This is a genomic window from Amycolatopsis sp. NBC_00348 (assembly GCF_036114655.1).
In the GTDB taxonomy this organism is placed as follows: Bacteria; Actinomycetota; Actinomycetes; order Mycobacteriales; family Pseudonocardiaceae; genus Amycolatopsis.
In genome coordinates this window covers 5,279,941-5,298,362 of record NZ_CP107994.1, presented here as the reverse complement: position 1 = coordinate 5,298,362, position 18,422 = coordinate 5,279,941, and the positions used below count along the sequence as shown (strand labels likewise).

Below are 18,422 nucleotides of genomic sequence, written 5' to 3'. Positions count from 1 at the left end.
CGGCGGCCTCGACGGTGCCGGGCCGAACGGTGTCGGCCTGAGCGCTCGCGGACTCGGCCGCGCCGGACGGAGTGCCGGCGGGCTCGTCAGTGCCGGACCGAGTGCGGCCGGGCCGTGGGCGGCTGGCTTGAGCGCCGGCGGATTCGGCGGTGCCAGGTTCAGTGGTGCTGGGGTCTGCTTCGCCGGGGTAACCGGGCCGTGGACGGCTGGCTTGCGTGCCGGCGGATTCGGCAGCACCGGACTCAGTGGTGCTTGCCTCGCCACGGCGGCCCCGGCTGAGCCGAGAGAGGCGAGGCGCGCTGCCGGACTCGGCGGAATCGGCTGGGACACGGCTGAATTGCGTGGTCTCGGCTTCTGCGTCGCCCGGGCGACCGCGGCCGGGCCGCGGGCGGCGGGGAGCGTCGGCGGGCTGGCTGGTCTGAGTACCGCCGGGTTCGGACTCGTCGGGCCGCGGGCGCCCGGAGCGAGCGACGACCGGTTCGGCATCGGCGGATCCAGCGCGGCCAGACCGAGCGCGGCGGGAAGCGGCAGCGGGCTCGACCGCATCGGACTCGGCGTCCTCAGGCTGCGTGCGGCCACCGATGCGTCCGCCGACGAACAACCCCAGCCCCGCCGGGATCAGCACCAGCAACGCCGAGAACGCGGCCCCGCCCGTCAGTGCGCCGCCCAGTTCGGAAACGCCCGTCTGGTCCACGAACACCGCGCGTCCGATGACGTACAGGATCCCGGCGACCGGGCCTGCGATCAGCGCCGAGATGAACCAGACCTTGCCTCGCTCGGGCAGGTCGCGCCAGGCGTCCAGAGCGCTCCACAGCGCGGCGGCCCCGACGAGGACGGCGAGGGCGATCGAGATGACCAGCGTCTGGTCCGTGGGGTGGTAGACCGCGTACTTGGCCAGCAGGGTGATGGCCGCGCCGTGCAGCACCGCCATCCCGAGTCCGCGCAACACCCAGGCACTCATCCTGCGGATTCTAGGCCGCCTACTGGCGAGTCGCTTAGCGGCCGGCGCGAGGCCGGGGACGGAACCGACGAAGGTCCCACCCCGCCCCCACTAGGGTGGGGAAGTGCCTGAAACCCATGGACGCCGCCGCGCGGCGCTGCGGGACTCGCTCACCGACGCGGGCCTCGACGCGCTGCTGGTCACCGACCTGCTGAACATCCGCTACCTCACCGGGTTCACCGGTTCGAACGCCGCCGTGCTGCTGTACGCGGGCGGCGACGACAAGACGCTCTTCTGCACCGACGGCCGCTACACCACCCAGGCCGCCGCCGAGGTGCCCGACCTCGAGACCGTCGTCGACCGGGCGAGCGCCGCCGCGCTCGTCAAGGGCGTCGCGAAGGACTGGAAGGTCGGCTTCGAGAGCCAGCACGTGAGCGTCGAGGAGTACGAAGCCTTCCGGACGCACACGGACCTCGTCCGGACCCCCGGGCTGATCGAGGCCCTGCGGCTGGTCAAGGACGACGCCGAGGTCGAGGCGCTGCGGCAGGCGTGCGCCGCGGCCGATCGCGCGCTCGACGACCTGGTGGCCACCGGCGGCCTGCGGCCCGGGCGGACCGAGCTGGACGTCGCCCGCGACCTGGAGAACCGGATGCTGGAGCACGGCTCGACCGGGCCGAGCTTCGCCTCGATCGTGGCCACCGGCGCGCACTCGGCCATCCCGCACCACCGGCCCACGCACGCCGAGCTGAAGCGCGGCGACTTCCTCAAGCTGGACTTCGGCGCCACCGTCGACGGCTACCACTCGGACATGACCCGCACCTTCGTCCTCGGCGAGCCCGCGGACTGGCAGCGGGAGGTCTACGACCTCGTGTACACCGCGCAGGCGGCCGGGGTCGACGCCGTCGCGCCGGGCGCCGAGGTGTCCGAAGTGGACGCCGCGGCGCGGAAGGTGATCGCGGACGCGGGTCACCGCGAGCACTTCGCGCACGGCCTCGGACACGGCGTCGGCCTGCAGATCCACGAGGCGCCCAGTCTCGCCGCCACGGGCGTCGGTACACTGTCCGCCGGTATGGCGGTCACCGTCGAGCCCGGCGTCTACCTCGCGGGGCGCGGTGGCGTGCGCATCGAGGACACGCTCGTCGTGCGGGCTGGGGAACCCGAACTCCTCACCCTGAGCACCAAGAACCTCGTGGTCGTCTGACGGCGGCCCCGAACCGAAGATCGACCCGAAGATCGACACAGGAGACTGCAAGCTCGTGGCCACGACCAACGACCTGAAGAACGGGCTCGTCCTCAACCTCGAGGGCCAGCTGTGGACCGTCACCGCGTTCCAGCACGTGAAGCCGGGCAAGGGCGGTGCCTTCGTGCGCACGACGCTCAAGCACGTGCTCACCGGCAAGGTGGTCGACAAGACGTTCAACGCGGGCACGAAGGTCGAGACGGCCACGGTGGACCGCCGGAACATGACCTACCTGTACAAGGACGGCCAGGACTTCGTGTTCATGGACGGCGACACCTACGACCAGATCACCGTGCTGGCCGCGGTGGTCGGCACCAACGCCGACTACATGCTGGAGAACACCGAGGTCCAGGTCGCGGTGCACGAGAACGAGGCGCTCTACGTCGAGCTCCCGACCTCGGTCGAGATCCTCATCCAGCACACCGACCCGGGCCTGCAGGGCGACCGCTCCACCGGCGGCACCAAGCCGGCGACGCTGGAGACCGGCGCGGAGATCCAGGTCCCGCTGTTCCTGTCCACCGGCGAGAAGATCAAGGTCGACACCCGCGACGGCCGTTACCTGGGCCGCGTCTCCAGCTGATGCCGACGTCGAAGCCCCACCCGAACCGCGGCGGCGCGATCAGCCGCAGGCAGGCGCGCCGCCGTGCCGTGGAAATGCTCTACGAGGCCGCGCAGCGCGACACCGATCCGGTGACGCTGCTGGCCGACCGCGTCGGCGCGACCGAGGTCGACCCGATCGGGGACTACACGATCAGCCTGGTCGAGGGCGTCACCGCCCGGCGCGCGCAGATCGACGAGCTGCTGGCCGAGCACGCGCAGGGCTGGACCGTGGAGCGGATGCCGAAGGTCGACCTCGCGGTGCTGCGGGTCGGGGTCTACGAGCTGCTCTGGGCCGAGGACGTGCCGGACCCGGTCGCCATCGACGAAGCCGTCGGCTTGGCGAAGGAACTGTCCACGGACGACTCGCCGCGCTTCGTCAACGGCGTGCTGGGTCGGATCGGCACGATCGCCGACCGCCTGCGCGCGGTGCTCTGACGGAAGAACACTGGTGTGCTGATGCCCCCCGACGGCTCAGTGAGCGTCTCCGGTGCCCCACCGGGGAACGCTCACTGCGTCGGCAGCACACAGTGGATCAGTCTTCTTTGGCGGGACGGGCCTCGGGCGGGAGGACACCCCAGTCGATGAGCTGCTCGGTCAGCTCGCCCGGCGTCATGTCGTAGATGATCGCCAGGGACCGCAGGTCCTCGGTCCGGATCGAGAGCACCTTGCCGTTGTAGTCGCCGCGCTGGCTCTGGATGGTCGCCGCGTAGCGCGCCAGCGGGCCGACCTTCTCCGCCGGCAGCTGCTGCAGGCGCTCCAGGTTGATCACGATCTTGGTGGCGGGCTCCGCGCCGGACGGGACCCGGCCCTCGGGCAGCAGCTCGACCACCGGTACGCCGTAGAAGTCGGCCAGCTCGGCCAGCTTCTGCACGGTGACGGCACGGTCGCCACGCTCGTACGAGCCGACGACGACGGCCTTCCAGCGCCCACCGGACTTCTGCTCGACCCCGTGCAGGGACAGGCCCTGCTGCTGGCGGATCCCGCGGAGCTTGGCCCCGAGCGCCTTGGCGTAATCGCCCATCTGGTCGTTCTCCGTTCTTCACCCCTCTCCCGGTCGGGGTGACCGGTCCAGGGGACTCTGAGAGTCGAATACTCAGAGTAATGGTTACGCATTGTTGTCACCAGGTCAAGCAGCAGCTTGTCGCGAATCACGCCACACCACCCGTAAGGCTGAGCAAAGTGCCTGCTACTGTCGGTGCGAAAGCCCCGACCAGCAGGGGAACAGACGTCCTTTAAGGACCCGTCCGGTGAGGCGGGGAAGGAGTCCGCAGTGTCGTCACGACCCCGTGACGCGGCTGGTTCGGCCGGGGAGCGCGAGCTCCTGACGGCCGGCGACGTCGCGCGCACGATCGCCCGAATGGCCCATCAGGTCATCGAAAAGACCGCGAACGGTGCGGAAAGCACTACCCCGCCCGTGTTGCTGGGAATTCCCACCCGCGGCACCCCCCTCGCGACCCGCCTCGCCGGCAAGATCGGCGAGTTCTCCGGAGTCCGCCCGCCGACCGGCGCCCTCGACGTCACCCTCTACCGGGACGACCTGCGCCGCCGCCCGCCCCGCGCGCTCGAGCAGACGCAGCTGCCGCCCGGCGGGATCGACGACCGGGTGGTGATCCTGGTCGACGACGTCCTGTTCTCCGGCCGCACGATCCGGGCCGCGCTCGATGCCCTCCGTGATCATGGCCGCCCCCGCGCGGTGCAGCTGGCGGTGCTCGTCGACCGAGGTCACCGTGAGCTGCCGATCCGCGCGGACTACGTCGGCAAGAACGTGCCCACCGCCCGCACCGAGGGCGTGTCCGTCCTGCTGGCGGAGATCGACGGCCGCGACTCGGTGCTGCTCCGCGCAAGCGAAGAAGTCCCTGGAGAAGATTCGTGAAGCACCTGCTCGCCACGGACGGGCTCGACCCGGCGCTGGCCACGGCCGTGCTGGACACGGCCGACGAGCTGAAGCACACGCTGCTCGGCCGCGAGGTCAAGAAGCTGCCGACGCTGCGCGGCCGCACCGTGATCACCCTGTTCTACGAGAACTCGACGCGCACCCGGGTGTCGTTCGAGATCGCCGGGAAGTGGATGAGCGCCGACGTGATCAACGTCTCGGCGTCCAGCTCCTCGGTCAACAAGGGAGAGTCCCTGCGGGACACGGCGCTGACGCTGGCCGCCGCGGGCGCCGACTGCGTGATCGTCCGGCACCCCGCCAGCGGCGCGGCCCAGCGGCTGTCGGAGTGGCTGGCCGAGCCCGGCACGTCGGTGGTCAACGCCGGCGACGGCACCCACGAGCACCCGACCCAGGCGCTGCTCGACGCGGCGACGCTGCGGGAGCGGCTCGGGTCCTTGAAGGACCGTCGCATCGCGATCGTCGGCGACGTGCTGCACAGCCGCGTCGCCCGCTCGAACCTGCACCTGCTTTCGGCCCTGGGCGCGGAAGTGGTGCTCGTCGCGCCGCCGACGTTGCTGCCTTACGGCGTCGAAAGCCTGCCGGTGACCGTCTCGCACGACCTCGACGCCGAGCTGCCCGCGGTCGACGCGGTGATGATGCTGCGGGTCCAACAGGAACGGATGGCTGGCGGGGGCCCAGGGCAGAGCTTTTTCCCTTCCGCACGCGAGTACTCGATCGCCTACGGCCTTTCGGAACGGCGGCAGAAGCTGCTGCCGGACCACGCGGTCGTGCTGCACCCCGGCCCGATGCTGCGCGGGATGGAGATCGCGAGCGCGGTCGCCGACTCCTCGGCCTCGGCCATCACCGAACAGGTCCGCAACGGCGTGCACGTCCGGATGGCGGTCCTCTACCACCTCTTGGCCAGTGAAGGAGCCGCCGCGTGAGCGAGCCTGCGAGCGAACCATTCGGCACAGCGCTTTGTGCTCAGCAGGCGCCGAGCGTCAGCGAGGTGCGCGCGTGAGCACCCTGATCAAGGGCGCCCGCCCCTACGGCGAGGGTGATCCCGTCGACGTCCTCGTCGAGGACGGCGTGATCACCGCGATCGGCGCCGTGGACGTCCCCGAAGACGCCGAAATCATCGAAGCCGCGGGCCAGGTTCTCCTCCCCGGCTTCGTCGACCTCCACACCCACCTGCGTGAGCCCGGCCGTGAGGACACCGAGACGATCGACTCCGGCTCGGCCGCGGCGGCGCTCGGTGGCTACACCGCGGTGTTCGCCATGGCCAACACCGATCCGGTCGCCGACAACGCCGTGATCGTCGAGCACGTGTGGCGGCGTGGGCAGCAGGTCGGCCTGGTCGACGTCCACCCGGTCGGCGCCGTCACCGTCGGGCTCAAGGGCGAGCGGCTCGCCGAGCTCGGCACGATGGCCGCGTCGCAGGCGCGGGTGAAGGTGTTCTCCGACGACGGCCTCTGCGTCGCCGACCCGCTGCTGATGCGCCGCGCGCTGGAGTACTCGACCGCGCTGGACGTCGTCATCGCGCAGCACGCCGAGGAGCCGCGGCTGACCGTCGGCGCCCAGGCGCACGAGGGCGAGCAGGCCGCGCGGCTCGGTTACACCGGCTGGCCCGCCGCGGCGGAGGAGTCCATCGTGGCGCGCGACTGCCTGCTCGCGCTGCACGCCAACGCGCGGCTGCACGTCTGCCACGTGTCCACTTCGGGCACCGCGGACGTGCTGCGCTGGGCCAAGGACCGCGGCACGAAGGTGTCGGCCGAGGTCACGCCCCACCACCTGCTGCTCACCGACGAGCGCCTGGCCACCTACGACCCGGTGAACAAGGTGAACCCGCCGCTGCGGACCCAGTCCGACGCCGAGAAGCTGCGGGCGGCGCTGGCGGAGGGCGTCATCGACTGCGTCGCCACCGACCACGCCCCGCACGCGGTGCAGGACAAGGACACGGAGTGGGCGGCCGCGCGGCCGGGCATGCTCGGGCTGCAGACGGCACTGTCCATCGTGGCCGAGACGATGGTCCGCACCGGGCTGCTCGACTGGCGCGGCGTCGCCCGCGTGCTGAGTGAGCGCCCGGCCGAGATCGGGAACCTGGCCGACCACGGCCGGCCGATCGCGGTGGGCGAGCCGGCGAACCTGGCCCTGGTCGACCCGGACGCCGAGTGGACGGTCCGGGGTGCCGAGCTGGCCAGCATCGCGGCCAACACCCCGTACGAGGGAATGCGGCTGCCCGGCGTGGTGACCGCGACGCTGCTGCGCGGGCGGGTCACCGCCCGGGACGGGAAGATCTGCTGATGGAACGCCTGTGGCTGGTGCTGGCGATCGTCGCCTTCTTCCTGCTGTGCCTGTGGGGCATGTACCTCGGCTGGCGCCGCAAGGCGCGCTCGCAGAGCGTGCGGGTGCCGCCGTTCGAGCAGATCCCCGCCGAGCCGGGCGAGGCCCTGCTCGAATCCACCGGCGTCTACATCGCGACGACGATCGCGGGGGAGTGGCAGAACCGGGTCGTCACCCGCGGTGCAGGCCTGCGCTCCGGCGCGGTCTGGCGGCTGCACGAAAGCGGCGTCGCGGTCGAACGCGGCGGTGCCCCCGACTTCTGGATCCCGCGTGACGCCGTCACCGGGGTCCGGCAGGACTCGAAGATCGCCGGGAAGGTGATGGGCACCGACGCCCTGCTGGTCATCACCTGGCGCGCCGGCGAAACCGAGCTCGACACCGGGTTCCGCGGTGACGAACTCGACGACTATCCACACTGGATCGAAGAGCTGAAGATCAAGGGAGGTGCCCAGTGAACGCGCGCGCTCAGGCCGCACTGGTGCTCGAAGACGGCCGGGTGTTCCGCGGCGCGGCGTACGGCGCGCGGGGGCGGAGCCTCGGTGAGGCGGTGTTCTGCACCGGGATGACCGGCTACCAGGAGACGCTGACCGACCCGTCCTACCACGGGCAGATCGTGGTGCAGACCGCACCGCAGATCGGCAACACCGGCTGGAACGACGAGGACGACGAGTCCTCGAAGATCTGGGTCAACGGCTACGTGGTGCGCGACCCCGCGCGCACGCCGTCCAACTGGCGCTCGAAGCGCACCCTGGACGACGAGCTGGTGAACCAGGGGATCGTCGGCATCGCCGAGGTCGACACCCGCTCGCTGACGCGGCACCTGCGCGAGCTCGGCGCGATGCGCGCCGGGGTCTTCTCCGGTGACGCGCTGGGCACGGTCGAGGAGATGGTCGCCGAGGTCCTCGCGAGCCCGAAGATGGAGGGCGCGGACCTGGCCGGCCAGGTCTCGACGCCGAAGCCGTACGTCGTCTCGCCTTCCGGTGAGACGCGCTTCCGCGTCGTGGCGCTGGACCTGGGCATAAAGTCCAACACCCCGCGCCAGATGGTCAAGCGGGGCATCGAGGTGCACGTGCTGCCCTCGTCCGCGTCGCTGGAAGACGTCCTGGCGGTGGAGCCGGACGGCGTGTTCCTCTCCAACGGCCCGGGCGACCCGGCCACCACGGTGCACGCCACCGAGCTGACCAAGCAGGTCCTCGGCCGCGAGATCCCGCTGTTCGGCATCTGCTTCGGCAACCAGGTCCTGGGCCGCGCGCTCGGGCTGGGGACGTACAAGATGCGCTACGGCCACCGCGGCATCAACATCCCGGTGATCGACGTCGTGACCAAGCGGGTGGCGATCACCGCGCAGAACCACGGCTTCGCCCTCGAAGGCGAGCCCGGGCAGCGCTTCGAGTCCCCCTTCGGCGCGGCCCAGGTAAGCCACTACTGCGCGAACGACGGCGCGGTCGAAGGCCTGAGGGCGTTCGACGTCCCGGCGTTTTCGGTGCAGTACCACCCCGAAGCGGCGGCCGGCCCGCACGACGCCGCCCCCCTGTTCGACGATTTCGTGACGCTCATGGAGAAGCGGTCGTGACCCTCACGACCGGCATCGAGCGGCTCCGGATCCGGAACTACCGGGTGCTCCGGGACATCGAGCTGGACGGCCTGACGCCGGTGACGGCGTTGCTGGGCCCGAACGGCAGCGGCAAGTCCACCGTCTTCGACGCCCTGGACTTTCTCTCCGAGTCATTCCGCGGTGGGCTCCGCACAGCGTGGGAGGAGCGCGGGGGTGCGGCCGACATCGTCACCCACGGTGCGGCCGGGCCCGTCGAGATCGAATTGACGTGCAACGTCGAAGGTGCGATGGGCGAATATCGGCTGGTCATCGAGCACGAAGATGACGAGCCGGTAGTGGCCGAGGAGAAGCTGACTTGGCGGCCAGCGGGCGCCGAGGCGCCTACTGAGGCGCTGGACATCCGGGGTGGCACCGGCAAGGTTGCCGGTCTGGGTGCGATCGGGGAGCAGCTCGTGCTGGCCACCCCGGATCTGCTCGGTGTGAGTGTGGTCAGCCAGCTCGCCACTGCGGCCGAGGTTGGCAAGTTCCACCGGTTCATAGCCGAGATCGGCCTCTCGGACCTGAATCTCGACGCGATGCGCAACGGAGCGAAGGACGACAAGACGTCCCGGCTCAAGCCGGACGGCCGAAACGTGGGGGCCATCGTCCAGCGCCTCCGTGCCGGGCTTCCCCGGGAGTGGGAGGACCTTCGGGCTTCGCTGCGGAGGTACGTCCCGGGATTCGAAGACATCGAACCGTTCCAGCAGGGCAACGGCGCCTGGATCGTCCGGCTGCGCGAGCAGGGCAAGGAAGACCTCATCGCCCCGGAGAACATCTCCGACGGCACGCTGCTGCTGCTCGGCTACCTGGTGGCATTGCGCACGGACACGTCGGTCCTCCTGCTCGAAGAACCGGAGAACCAGGTCCACCCGCGCCTCCACTACTCGCTCGCCGAAGACGCGCGCGGTGCGCGCGCCGACCAGGTCATCGTCGCGACTCACGCGCCTCGCTTCGTCGATGCGTTGCGACCGGACGAGGTCTGGACGTTCGCCCGGGGACACGATGGCTACGCAGAGGTCAAACGAGCCTCCGACGAAGCGGCCGTCGTCCGCATGGTCGAATCGGGCGGAGCGCTCGGCGATCTGTGGACCGAGGGGTACTTCCGGTTCGGTGACCCGCTCGGGGAGCGCCCGTGACCGTTCTCGCCCCCTGCCGCCTCGAAGTGCTCGTCGAGGAACCGTCCGCGGAAGAGGCGTTGAAAACTCTTCTCCCGAAGATCGTTCCCGGTGTCGCCTTCGAGATCATTCCCTTCAACGGGAAGAGCGATCTGCTGCGCAAGCTGCCCGTCCGGCTCCGGGACTACACCTACTACTGGGCCGAAACGGGCCTGCGGATCGTGGTCCTGCTCGACCGGGATGACGACGACTGCGCCGAGCTCAAGAACCGTCTTGTCGAGATCGCGCGCGAAGCGGGGCTGCCCGCTGACGCGACGCTGTTCCGCATCGTGATCGAGGAACTCGAAGCGTGGTTTCTCGGCGACGTGCCCGCGCTGCACGCGGCCTACCCCAAGGTGCCTCCGAGCCTGGGAAGCCAGACGAAGTTCCGCGACCCGGAGAACGTCTCCGGCGGTGCGTGGGAGGGCTTGGAGCACGTGCTGCAGAAGCACGGCTACCACCGGAAGGGCCTCCAGAAGGTCCGGGCGGCGAGCGAGATCACGCCCCACATGGACATCGAGAACAACCGATCCAAGAGCTTTCAGGTCTTCCGCGACGGTCTGCGGCGCCTGGTGAAAGAAGGAAACTGATGCCGAAGAGGACGGACATCCAGCACGTGCTGGTGATCGGCTCCGGGCCGATCGTGATCGGGCAGGCCGCGGAGTTCGACTACTCCGGTACCCAGGCCTGCCGGGTGCTGCGCAGCGAAGGCCTGCGCGTGTCCCTGGTGAACTCGAACCCGGCCACCATCATGACCGACCCCGAGTTCGCCGACGCGACCTACATCGAGCCGGTGACGCCGGACTTCGTCGAGAAGGTCATCGCGGTGGAGCGGCCGGACGCGATCCTGGCCACCCTCGGCGGGCAGACGGCGCTCAACTGCGCCGTCGCGCTGCACGAGCGCGGGGTGCTCGCCAAGTACGGCGTCGAGCTGATCGGGGCCGACATCGACGCCATCCAGCGCGGTGAGGACCGGCAGAAGTTCAAGAACATCGTCGCCGAGGTCGGTGCCGAGACCCCGCGAAGCCGCGTCTGCACCACGATGGACGAGGTGCGCGACACCGTCAAGGAGCTGGGTCTCCCGGTGGTGATCCGGCCAAGCTTCACCATGGGCGGGCTCGGGTCCGGCATGGCGCACACGCCCGCGGACCTCGAGCGGCTCGCGTCCACCGGCCTCGACGAGTCGCCAGTCACCGAGGTGCTCATCGAGGAGAGCGTGCTCGGCTGGAAGGAGTACGAGCTCGAGCTGATGCGCGACCGCAGCGACAACGTCGTGGTCGTCTGCTCGATCGAGAACGTCGACGCGATGGGCGTGCACACCGGCGACTCGGTCACCGTCGCGCCGACGATGACCCTCACCGACCGCGAGTACCAGGTGATGCGCGACGTCGGCATCGACGTGCTGCGCGCGGTCGGCGTCGACACCGGCGGCTGCAACATCCAGTTCGCGATCAACCCGGAGGACGGCCGGATGGTCGTCATCGAGATGAACCCGCGGGTGTCGCGCAGTTCCGCGCTGGCGTCGAAGGCGACCGGCTTCCCGATCGCCAAGATCGCCGCGAAGCTCGCCATCGGCTACACGCTCGACGAGATCACCAACGACATCACCAAGGCGACCCCGGCGGCGTTCGAGCCGACGCTGGACTACGTCGTCGTCAAGATCCCGCGGTTCGCCTTCGAGAAGTTCCCGGGCGCGGACCCGACGCTGACCACGACGATGAAGAGCGTCGGCGAGGCGATGTCGTTCGGCCGCAGCTTCCCCGAGGCGCTCGGCAAGGCGATGCGGTCGATCGAGACCAAGGCCACCGGGTTCTGGACGCTGCCCGACCCGGAAGGCGCCACGCTGGAGTCCACTTTGGACGCTCTGCGCGTGCCGCACGAGGGCCGGCTCTACGAAGTGGAACGCGCGCTGCGCCTGGGCGGCACCGTGCAGCAGGTGCACGAGGCCTCCGGCATCGACCCGTGGTTCATCGACCAGATCGCGCTCATCGGCGAGGTGGGCGCGGAAGTCCGCGACGCGCCCGTGCTGGACGGCGACCTGCTGCGCCGCGCCAAGCGCACCGGCCTGGCCGACCGCCAGATCGCCGCGCTGCGCCCGGAACTGGCCGGCGAGGACGGCGTCCGCGCGCTGCGCCACCGCCTCGGCGTGCGGCCGGTGTTCAAGACCGTCGACACCTGCGCGGCCGAGTTCGCCGCGAACACGCCGTACCACTACTCGGCCTACGAGTCCGACCCCGAGGCGCAGACCGAGGTCGCGCCGCAGACCGAGAAGCCGAAGGTGCTCATCCTCGGCTCCGGCCCGAACCGGATCGGCCAGGGCATCGAGTTCGACTACTCCTGCGTGCACGCGGCGATCGCGTTGCGGGAGGCCGGGTTCGAGGCCGTCATGGTCAACTGCAACCCGGAAACCGTGTCCACCGACTACGACACCTCGGACCGGCTGTACTTCGAGCCGCTGTCCTTCGAGGACGTCCTCGAGGTGGTGCACGCCGAGCAGGTGTCCGGCACGGTCGCCGGCGTGATCGTCCAGCTCGGCGGCCAGACCCCGCTCGGCCTGGCCAAGCGCCTCGCGGACGCCGGGGTGCCGGTGGTCGGCACGCCGCCGGAGGCGATCCACCTGGCCGAGGACCGCGGCGCGTTCGGCGAGGTGCTCAGCGAGGCCGGGCTGCCCGCGCCGCGCTACGGCACCGCGACGTCGTTCGAAGGCGCGAAGCGGATCGCCGACGAGATCGGCTACCCGGTCCTCGTGCGGCCGTCCTACGTCCTCGGCGGGCGCGGCATGGAGATCGTCTACGACGAGCAGACCCTCGCCGGCTACATCGGCCGCGCCACCGAGATCAACCCCGAGCACCCGGTGCTCGTCGACCGGTTCCTCGACGACGCCATCGAGATCGACGTCGACGCCCTCTACGACGGCGAGGAGCTCTACCTCGGCGGCGTCATGGAGCACATCGAGGAGGCCGGGATCCACTCCGGCGACTCGTCGTGCGCGCTGCCGCCGATCACGCTCGGGCACACCGACCTCGAAGCCGTCCGCCGCTCCACGGAGGCGATCGCGCGCGGTGTCGGCGTCCGCGGGCTCCTCAACGTCCAGTACGCGCTGAAGGACGACGTCCTCTACGTCCTGGAGGCCAACCCGCGCGCGTCGCGGACGGTGCCGTTCGTGTCGAAGGCGACGGCGGTGCCGCTGGCCAAGGCCGCCGCGCTGATCATGACCGGCTCGACGATCAAGGACCTGCGCGGCAGCGGCGTGCTCCCGGCCGAGGGTGACGGCGGCCGGATGCCGGCCGACTCGCCGGTCGCGGTGAAGGAGGCCGTGCTGCCCTTCCACCGCTTCCGCACGCCCGAAGGCCACGGCGTCGACTCGCTGCTGGGCCCGGAGATGAAGTCCACCGGCGAGGTGATGGGCGTCGACGTCTCCTTCGGCAAGGCGTTCGCCAAGTCGCAGAGCGCGGCCTACGGTTCGCTGCCGACGTCCGGGCGTGTGTTCGTGTCGGTCGCCAACCGCGACAAGCGCTCGCTGGTGTTCCCGGTGAAGCGCCTGGCGGACCTCGGGTTCGAGATCCTCGCGACGTCCGGCACCGCGGAAGTGCTGCGGCGCAACGGAGTCGCCTGCACCGTGGTGCGCAAGCACTACGAGGGTTCGAGTGAGGCCGAGCCGAACATCGTCGACCTCATCCTCGCGGGCGGCGTCGAGATGGTCATCAACACGCCGTACGGCAACAGCGGCCCGCGGATCGACGGCTACGAGATCCGCACCGCCGCGGTGTCGCGCGACATCCCGTGCGTGACCACCGTGCAGGGCGCCGCGGCGGCCGTGCACGGCATCGAGGCGCTCATCCGGGGCGACATCGGCGTCAAGTCCCTGCAGGAGCTGCAGGCGGCGCTGAAGGCGAAGTCGTGAGCGCCCAGGAGCGGTTCGGGGCGCGGCTGGCGAAGGCCGTCGCGGCCCGCGGTCCACTGTGCGCCGGGATCGACCCGCACCCGGGCCTCATCGAGGCCTGGGGGCTCCCGGTGGACGTCTCGGGCCTGGAACGGTTCGCGCTGTCCGCCACCGAGGTCCTGGCGGCGCACACGGCGATCGTGAAGCCGCAGTCGGCGTTCTTCGAAAGTTTCGGCGCCGCGGGTGTCCGGGTGCTGGAACGGGTGGTGGAAACGGCGCGCGAAGCCGGCGCGCTGGTGCTGCTGGACGTCAAGCGCGGCGACATCGGCTCCACGATGGCGGCCTACACGGCGGCGTACGTGGCCGACGGCGCGGCCATCGCGGCGGACGCGATCACCGTTTCGCCGTACCTCGGGTTCGGCTCTTTGGCCCAATGCGCGGAGACGGCGGTGTCCGCGGGGCGCGGCGTCTTCGTGCTTGCGCGAACTTCGAACCCGGAAGCGGCGGCCGTGCAGAACGCGCGGCTGCCCGACGGACGCACCGTGGCACAGGGAATCGTCGATTCCGCGGCGGCGTTCAACGACGGAGCGGAGCCGTTCGGCGATGTGGGTGTCGTCGTCGGCGCGACGGTTTCGCCGGGCGAACTCGATCTCTCGCGGCTCCACGGACCCGTGCTGGCGCCCGGTTTCGGGGCCCAGGGAGCCACTGTGGCCGATTTACGGGCCGTCTTTGGTGATACAGCCGGGGCTGGACTGCCTGGAGTGCTGCTACCTGCATCGTCCCGTGACCTGCTGCGTCACGGACCGGAGCAACCCGCTTTGCGCCAAGCGGTCGAACGTGTCGCCGAACTGCTGGCCGACCCGCAGGAAAACGGCCAATAGCAGGCCTCGGAAGCGGGTCCCACCAGCCACCCCCGCATTGTGGCCGGTGCTCACGGGTGGGTACCGTCGCGTCACCCACCCAGATTTGAGAACTACCGGAGGAAAACGTGGCACTTCCCCAGCTGACAGAGGAACAGCGCGCTGCGGCGCTGGAGAAGGCCGCCGCTGCTCGCAAGATCCGTGCTGAGCTGAAGGAGCGGCTGAAGCGGGGCGGTACCACTCTGGTCGACGTGCTGAAGCAGGCCGAGGAGAACGAAGTCCTCGGCAAGATGAAGGTTTCGGCTCTGCTCGAGGCCCTTCCGGGCGTCGGCAAGGTCCGCGCTCAGCAGACCATGGAACGACTGGAGATCGCCCCCAGCCGTCGTCTCCGCGGCCTCGGCGACCGGCAGCGCAAGGCGCTGCTGGCCGAGTTCAGCGGCGAGTGAGCGGCGTCGGTCAGGACAACCCGGCGAGCCGGGGCGCCGACCGCGGCAGTGAGCCGGTGACGGGGGACCTCTCCCGGCACCGGCTCACGGTCGTATCGGGGCCGTCCGGAGTCGGGAAGTCGAGTGTGGTGGGCGAACTGCGGAAGCTGGAGCCCGACATCTACTTCAGCGTCTCGGTCACGACGCGCAAGCCGCGTCCCGGCGAGATCGACGGGGCGCACTACCACTTCGTCGATCGCGTCGAATTCGACGCGATGGTCGCCGAGGGCCGGCTGCTGGAATGGGCCGAGTTCGCGGGCAACTGCTACGGCACCCCGCGCGAGCCCGTCGAGAAGGCGCTCGCCGACGGCCGGCCGGCGATCCTGGAGATCGAACTCCAGGGGGCTCGTCAGGTCCGCGTGGCGATGCCGGAGGCCCGGCTCGTGATGCTGATGCCGCCGTCGTGGGAAGAACTGGTCGGCCGGCTCACCGGGCGCGGCACCGAGAGCGAGGCCGCGGTGCAGACCCGGCTGGCGGAAGCGGAGCGTGAGCTGGCCGCCGCCGGGGAGTTCGACGAGCGCCTCGTCAACGCCGACGTGCGAGAGGCCGCTGAGCACTTGCTAAGCTTGATTACCGGTGCGCAGTTTGCCGCCGGTAGACCAGAGGATTCGGAGCACCACGAGTGACGACTCAGGCGACCCTGCACGAAGAGCTCGAGGGCATCACCAACCCGCCGATCGACGACCTCCTCGAGAAGGTCAGCTCGAAGTACGCGCTGGTGATCTACTCGGCCAAGCGTGCCCGCCAGATCAACGACTACTACGCCCAGCTGGGCGAGGGCCTGCTCGAGTACGTCGGCCCGCTCGTCGAGCCGGGCCCGCGCGAGAAGCCGCTCTCGATCGCGCTGCGCGAGATCCACGGTGGCCTGCTCGAGCACACCGAGGGTGAGTAGCCCCCGCGTCGTCCTGGGCGTGGGCGGCGGCATCGCCGCCTACAAGGCCTGTGAGGTCCTGCGCGGACTGACCGAATCCGGTCACGACGTCCGCGTGGTACCCACCGAAGCCGCGCTGAACTTCGTCGGCGCGGCCACCTTCGAAGCCCTCTCCGGCCACCCGGTGCACACCGGCGTGTTCACCGAGGTGCCCGAGGTGCAGCACGTCCGCGTCGGCAAAGAGGCCGACCTCGTCATCGTCGTCCCGGCCACCGCGAACCTGCTCGCGAAGGCCGCCCACGGCATCGCGGACGACCTGCTGACGAACACCCTGCTCACCGCCCGGTGCCCGATCGCCTTCTTCCCGGCGATGCACACCGAGATGTGGGAGCACCCGGCGACCCGCGACAACGTCGCGCTGCTGCGGTCCCGCGGCCTGGTCGTCGCCGAGCCCAACTCCGGTCGGCTGACCGGCGTCGACACCGGCAAGGGCCGGCTGGCGAACCCCGCCGAAATCGTCGATCTCGCCCGGCTGCTGCTGGCCAAGCCCGGCGCCCTGCCGCGCGACCTCGAAGGCGTCCGCGTCGTCATCTCAGCGGGTGGGACGCGTGAGCCGCTGGACCCGGTCCGCTACCTGGGCAACCGCTCGTCCGGCAAGCAGGGCTACGCGCTGGCCCGCGTCGCCGCGCAGCGCGGCGCCGAGGTCACCCTGGTCGCGGCGCACACGGTCGCGCTGCCGGACCCGGCGGGGAGCACCGTGAAGCACGTGTCGACCGCCGAGGAGATGCGGGTCGCGGTGCACGAGGCGGCCGCTTCGGCCGACGTCGTCGTGATGGCCGCCGCCGTCGCCGACTTCCGGCCGGCGAACCGGGCCGAGGTCAAGATCAAGAAGTCCGACGACCAGCCGGACCCGGTCATCACCCTGGACCGCAACGCCGACATCCTCGCCGAGCTGGTGCGGAACCGGCGCAGCGGGCAGGTCGTCGTCGGGTTCGCCGCCGAGACCGGTGACGAGCACGGCAGCGTCCTCGACCACGCCCGCGTGAAGCTCAAGCGCAAGGGTGCCGACCTGCTGATGGTCAACGCGGTCGGCGACGGCAAGGCGTTCGGCACCGAGGACAACTCGGGCTGGCTGCTGGCCGCCGACGGCACGGAAATCCCTATACCTCTGGCTCAGAAGTCGGAGCTCGCGTCCACCCTGTGGGACGCTGTGGTGGGCTTCATGAAGCATTGACTGTCCCCCGAGCGATAGTCAGTACGCTTGCACAGGTAAGGGGTGCCTAAGTTTCGGGGCATCCGACGACAAGGTGAGGAAGTGACGGCCACCGTGACCGCGTCTAGCAGCAGATTGTTCACCTCGGAGTCGGTGACCGAAGGGCACCCCGACAAGATTTGCGACGCCATCAGCGACTCGATCCTGGACGGGCTGCTGTCGAAGGACCCGCGCAGCCGCGTCGCGGTCGAGACCCTGATCACCACCGGGCAGGTCCACGTCGCCGGTGAGGTGACGACCGAGGCCTACGCCGACATCCCGACGATCGTGCGGGACGTGATCCTGCGGATCGGGTACGACTCGTCGGCGAAGGGGTTCGACGGCAACTCGTGTGGCGTCAACGTCGCGATCGGCTCGCAGTCGGCCGACATCGCCCAGGGCGTCGACACCGCGTACGAGTCCCGCGTCGAGTCCGACGAGGACGAGATCAACCGCCAGGGTGCGGGTGACCAGGGCCTGATGTTCGGTTACGCGTGCTCCGACACCCCGGAGCTGATGCCGCTGCCGATCGCGCTGGCGCACCGGCTGTCGAAGCGGCTGACCGCGGTCCGCAAGGACGGTGTGCTGCCGTACCTGCGTCCGGACGGCAAGACGCAGGTGACCATCGAGTACGCCGGTGACCAGCCGGTGCGGCTCGACACCGTGGTCGTGTCCTCGCAGCACGCCGACGGCATCGACCTGGACAAGATGCTCAGCGTCGACGTCAAGGAGCACGTCGTCGGCCCGGAGCTCGAAGACCTGGGCATCGACACCTCCAGCGCGCGGCTGCTGGTCAACCCGACCGGTCGCTTCGTGATCGGTGGTCCGATGGGTGACGCGGGGCTGACCGGTCGCAAGATCATCGTCGACACCTACGGCGGCATGGCCCGTCACGGTGGTGGCGCGTTCTCGGGCAAGGACCCGTCGAAGGTCGACCGTTCCGCCGCGTACGCCATGCGCTGGGTCGCCAAGAACGTCGTTGCCGCCGGGTTGGCGACGCGGACCGAGGTGCAGGTCGCGTACGCGATCGGCAAGGCGGCTCCGGTGGGGTTGTTCGTCGAGACCTTCGGCACCGAGACGGTCGACCCGTCGAAGATCCAGCAGGCCATCACCGAGGTGTTCGACCTGCGGCCGGCCGCGATCATCCGCGATCTGGACCTGCTGCGCCCGATCTACGCTCCGACCGCCGCGTACGGCCACTTCGGCCGTCCGGAGCTGAACCTCCCCTGGGAGAGCACCGCCCGTGCCGCGGACCTGAAGTCGGCCGCGGGAGCCTGATCCGTTTGCCGTGAAGGGCACCTTCAGGGACATATAAGCCCTGAAGGTG

Annotated in this window: 18 protein-coding genes and 1 pseudogene; 17 read left to right on the top strand and 2 right to left on the bottom strand. The window is 70.3% G+C overall.

The genetic code is table 11. The features are described 5' to 3' along the window. Positions 1-556 precede the first annotated feature (556 nt). A pseudogene (locus OHS58_RS22515) lies at positions 557-931 on the bottom strand (B-4DMT family transporter); the annotation flags it as partial. Positions 932-1,064: 133 nt separating this feature from the next. Between OHS58_RS22515 and OHS58_RS22510 the strand changes: the two are divergent. The 3 genes from OHS58_RS22510 to nusB are packed head-to-tail and all read left to right on the top strand — an operon-like array spanning position 1,065 to position 3,215. Then, entirely contained in the window at positions 1,065-2,141 is a 1,077-nt protein-coding gene (locus OHS58_RS22510; RefSeq protein WP_328649723.1) for a M24 family metallopeptidase, read from the top strand. A gap of 55 nt (positions 2,142-2,196) precedes the next feature. Next, positions 2,197-2,760: an elongation factor P gene (gene efp / locus OHS58_RS22505; protein ID WP_326947804.1), complete on the top strand. Its 564-nt coding sequence runs from the start codon at positions 2,197-2,199 to the stop codon at positions 2,758-2,760. Beyond that, positions 2,760-3,215: a transcription antitermination factor NusB gene (gene nusB, locus OHS58_RS22500; protein ID WP_326947807.1), complete on the top strand. Its 456-nt coding sequence runs from the start codon at positions 2,760-2,762 to the stop codon at positions 3,213-3,215. Before efp ends, nusB begins: the two co-directional genes overlap by 1 nt. Before the next feature lie 97 nt (positions 3,216-3,312). Here the strand turns inward: nusB and bldD are convergent, their stop codons facing one another. Further along, a complete protein-coding gene (gene bldD, locus OHS58_RS22495; RefSeq protein ID WP_020422358.1) occupies positions 3,313-3,801 on the bottom strand; it encodes a transcriptional regulator BldD in 489 nt (162 codons plus the stop codon). Positions 3,802-4,050: 249 nt separating this feature from the next. On the opposite strand from bldD, the gene pyrR reads away from it, so the two are divergent. The 14 genes from pyrR (at position 4,051) to metK (ending at position 18,373) form a co-directional block, all read left to right on the top strand. Further along, positions 4,051-4,653: a bifunctional pyr operon transcriptional regulator/uracil phosphoribosyltransferase PyrR gene (gene pyrR, locus OHS58_RS22490; RefSeq protein WP_256474682.1), complete on the top strand. Its 603-nt coding sequence runs from the start codon at positions 4,051-4,053 to the stop codon at positions 4,651-4,653. Then, positions 4,650-5,597: an aspartate carbamoyltransferase catalytic subunit gene (locus OHS58_RS22485; protein WP_328649722.1), complete on the top strand. Its 948-nt coding sequence runs from the start codon at positions 4,650-4,652 to the stop codon at positions 5,595-5,597. Before pyrR ends, OHS58_RS22485 begins: the two co-directional genes overlap by 4 nt. Positions 5,598-5,670: 73 nt before the next feature. Next, positions 5,671-6,957 (top strand): dihydroorotase, encoded by a 1,287-nt coding sequence (locus OHS58_RS22480; protein ID WP_328649721.1) that lies wholly within the window; start codon positions 5,671-5,673, stop codon positions 6,955-6,957. Then, positions 6,957-7,451, top strand: a complete 495-nt coding sequence (locus OHS58_RS22475; RefSeq protein ID WP_328649720.1) for a PH-like domain-containing protein — start codon at positions 6,957-6,959, stop codon at positions 7,449-7,451. Before OHS58_RS22480 ends, OHS58_RS22475 begins: the two co-directional genes overlap by 1 nt. Further along, on the top strand, positions 7,448-8,569 hold the full coding sequence (gene carA, locus OHS58_RS22470; protein ID WP_328649719.1) for a glutamine-hydrolyzing carbamoyl-phosphate synthase small subunit: 1,122 nt from the start codon (positions 7,448-7,450) through the stop codon (positions 8,567-8,569). Before OHS58_RS22475 ends, carA begins: the two co-directional genes overlap by 4 nt. After that, complete coding sequence (locus OHS58_RS22465) at positions 8,566-9,726, top strand: AAA family ATPase (protein ID WP_328649718.1); 1,161 nt, start codon at positions 8,566-8,568, stop codon at positions 9,724-9,726. Before carA ends, OHS58_RS22465 begins: the two co-directional genes overlap by 4 nt. Then, positions 9,723-10,334 carry a DUF4276 family protein gene (locus OHS58_RS22460; RefSeq protein ID WP_328649717.1) on the top strand — a complete coding sequence of 204 codons (612 nt, stop codon included), beginning with the start codon at positions 9,723-9,725 and terminating at the stop codon, positions 10,332-10,334. Before OHS58_RS22465 ends, OHS58_RS22460 begins: the two co-directional genes overlap by 4 nt. After that, positions 10,334-13,648, top strand: coding sequence for a carbamoyl-phosphate synthase large subunit (carB, locus tag OHS58_RS22455; protein WP_328649716.1), 3,315 nt, complete (start codon positions 10,334-10,336; stop codon positions 13,646-13,648). Before OHS58_RS22460 ends, carB begins: the two co-directional genes overlap by 1 nt. Further along, complete coding sequence (pyrF, locus tag OHS58_RS22450; protein ID WP_326947814.1) at positions 13,645-14,508, top strand: orotidine-5'-phosphate decarboxylase; 864 nt, start codon at positions 13,645-13,647, stop codon at positions 14,506-14,508. The genes carB and pyrF overlap by 4 nt, the downstream gene beginning before the upstream one ends. Before the next feature lie 107 nt (positions 14,509-14,615). Then, entirely contained in the window at positions 14,616-14,933 is a 318-nt protein-coding gene (gene mihF, locus OHS58_RS22445) for an integration host factor, actinobacterial type (RefSeq protein WP_013224622.1), read from the top strand. Next, positions 14,930-15,598, top strand: coding sequence for a guanylate kinase (gene gmk / locus OHS58_RS22440; RefSeq protein WP_442788233.1), 669 nt, complete (start codon positions 14,930-14,932; stop codon positions 15,596-15,598). Before mihF ends, gmk begins: the two co-directional genes overlap by 4 nt. Continuing rightward, positions 15,595-15,864 carry a DNA-directed RNA polymerase subunit omega gene (gene rpoZ / locus OHS58_RS22435; protein ID WP_005152353.1) on the top strand — a complete coding sequence of 90 codons (270 nt, stop codon included), beginning with the start codon at positions 15,595-15,597 and terminating at the stop codon, positions 15,862-15,864. The genes gmk and rpoZ overlap by 4 nt, the downstream gene beginning before the upstream one ends. Beyond that, on the top strand, positions 15,857-17,077 hold the full coding sequence (coaBC, locus tag OHS58_RS22430; protein ID WP_328649715.1) for a bifunctional phosphopantothenoylcysteine decarboxylase/phosphopantothenate--cysteine ligase CoaBC: 1,221 nt from the start codon (positions 15,857-15,859) through the stop codon (positions 17,075-17,077). The genes rpoZ and coaBC overlap by 8 nt, the downstream gene beginning before the upstream one ends. A 93-nt stretch (positions 17,078-17,170) precedes the next feature. Next, entirely contained in the window at positions 17,171-18,373 is a 1,203-nt protein-coding gene (metK, locus tag OHS58_RS22425; RefSeq protein ID WP_326947816.1) for a methionine adenosyltransferase, read from the top strand. The last annotated feature ends 49 nt before the right edge of the window (positions 18,374-18,422 follow it).

Coding starts and splice junctions, on each gene's coding strand:
- carB (WP_328649716.1), top strand. CDS start 10,334: ATGCCGAAGAGGACGGACATCCAGCACGTGCTGGTGATCGGCTCCGGG.
- bldD (WP_020422358.1), bottom strand. CDS start 3,801: ATGGGCGATTACGCCAAGGCGCTCGGGGCCAAGCTCCGCGGGATCCGC.
- OHS58_RS22475 (WP_328649720.1), top strand. CDS start 6,957: ATGGAACGCCTGTGGCTGGTGCTGGCGATCGTCGCCTTCTTCCTGCTG.
- nusB (WP_326947807.1), top strand. CDS start 2,760: ATGCCGACGTCGAAGCCCCACCCGAACCGCGGCGGCGCGATCAGCCGC.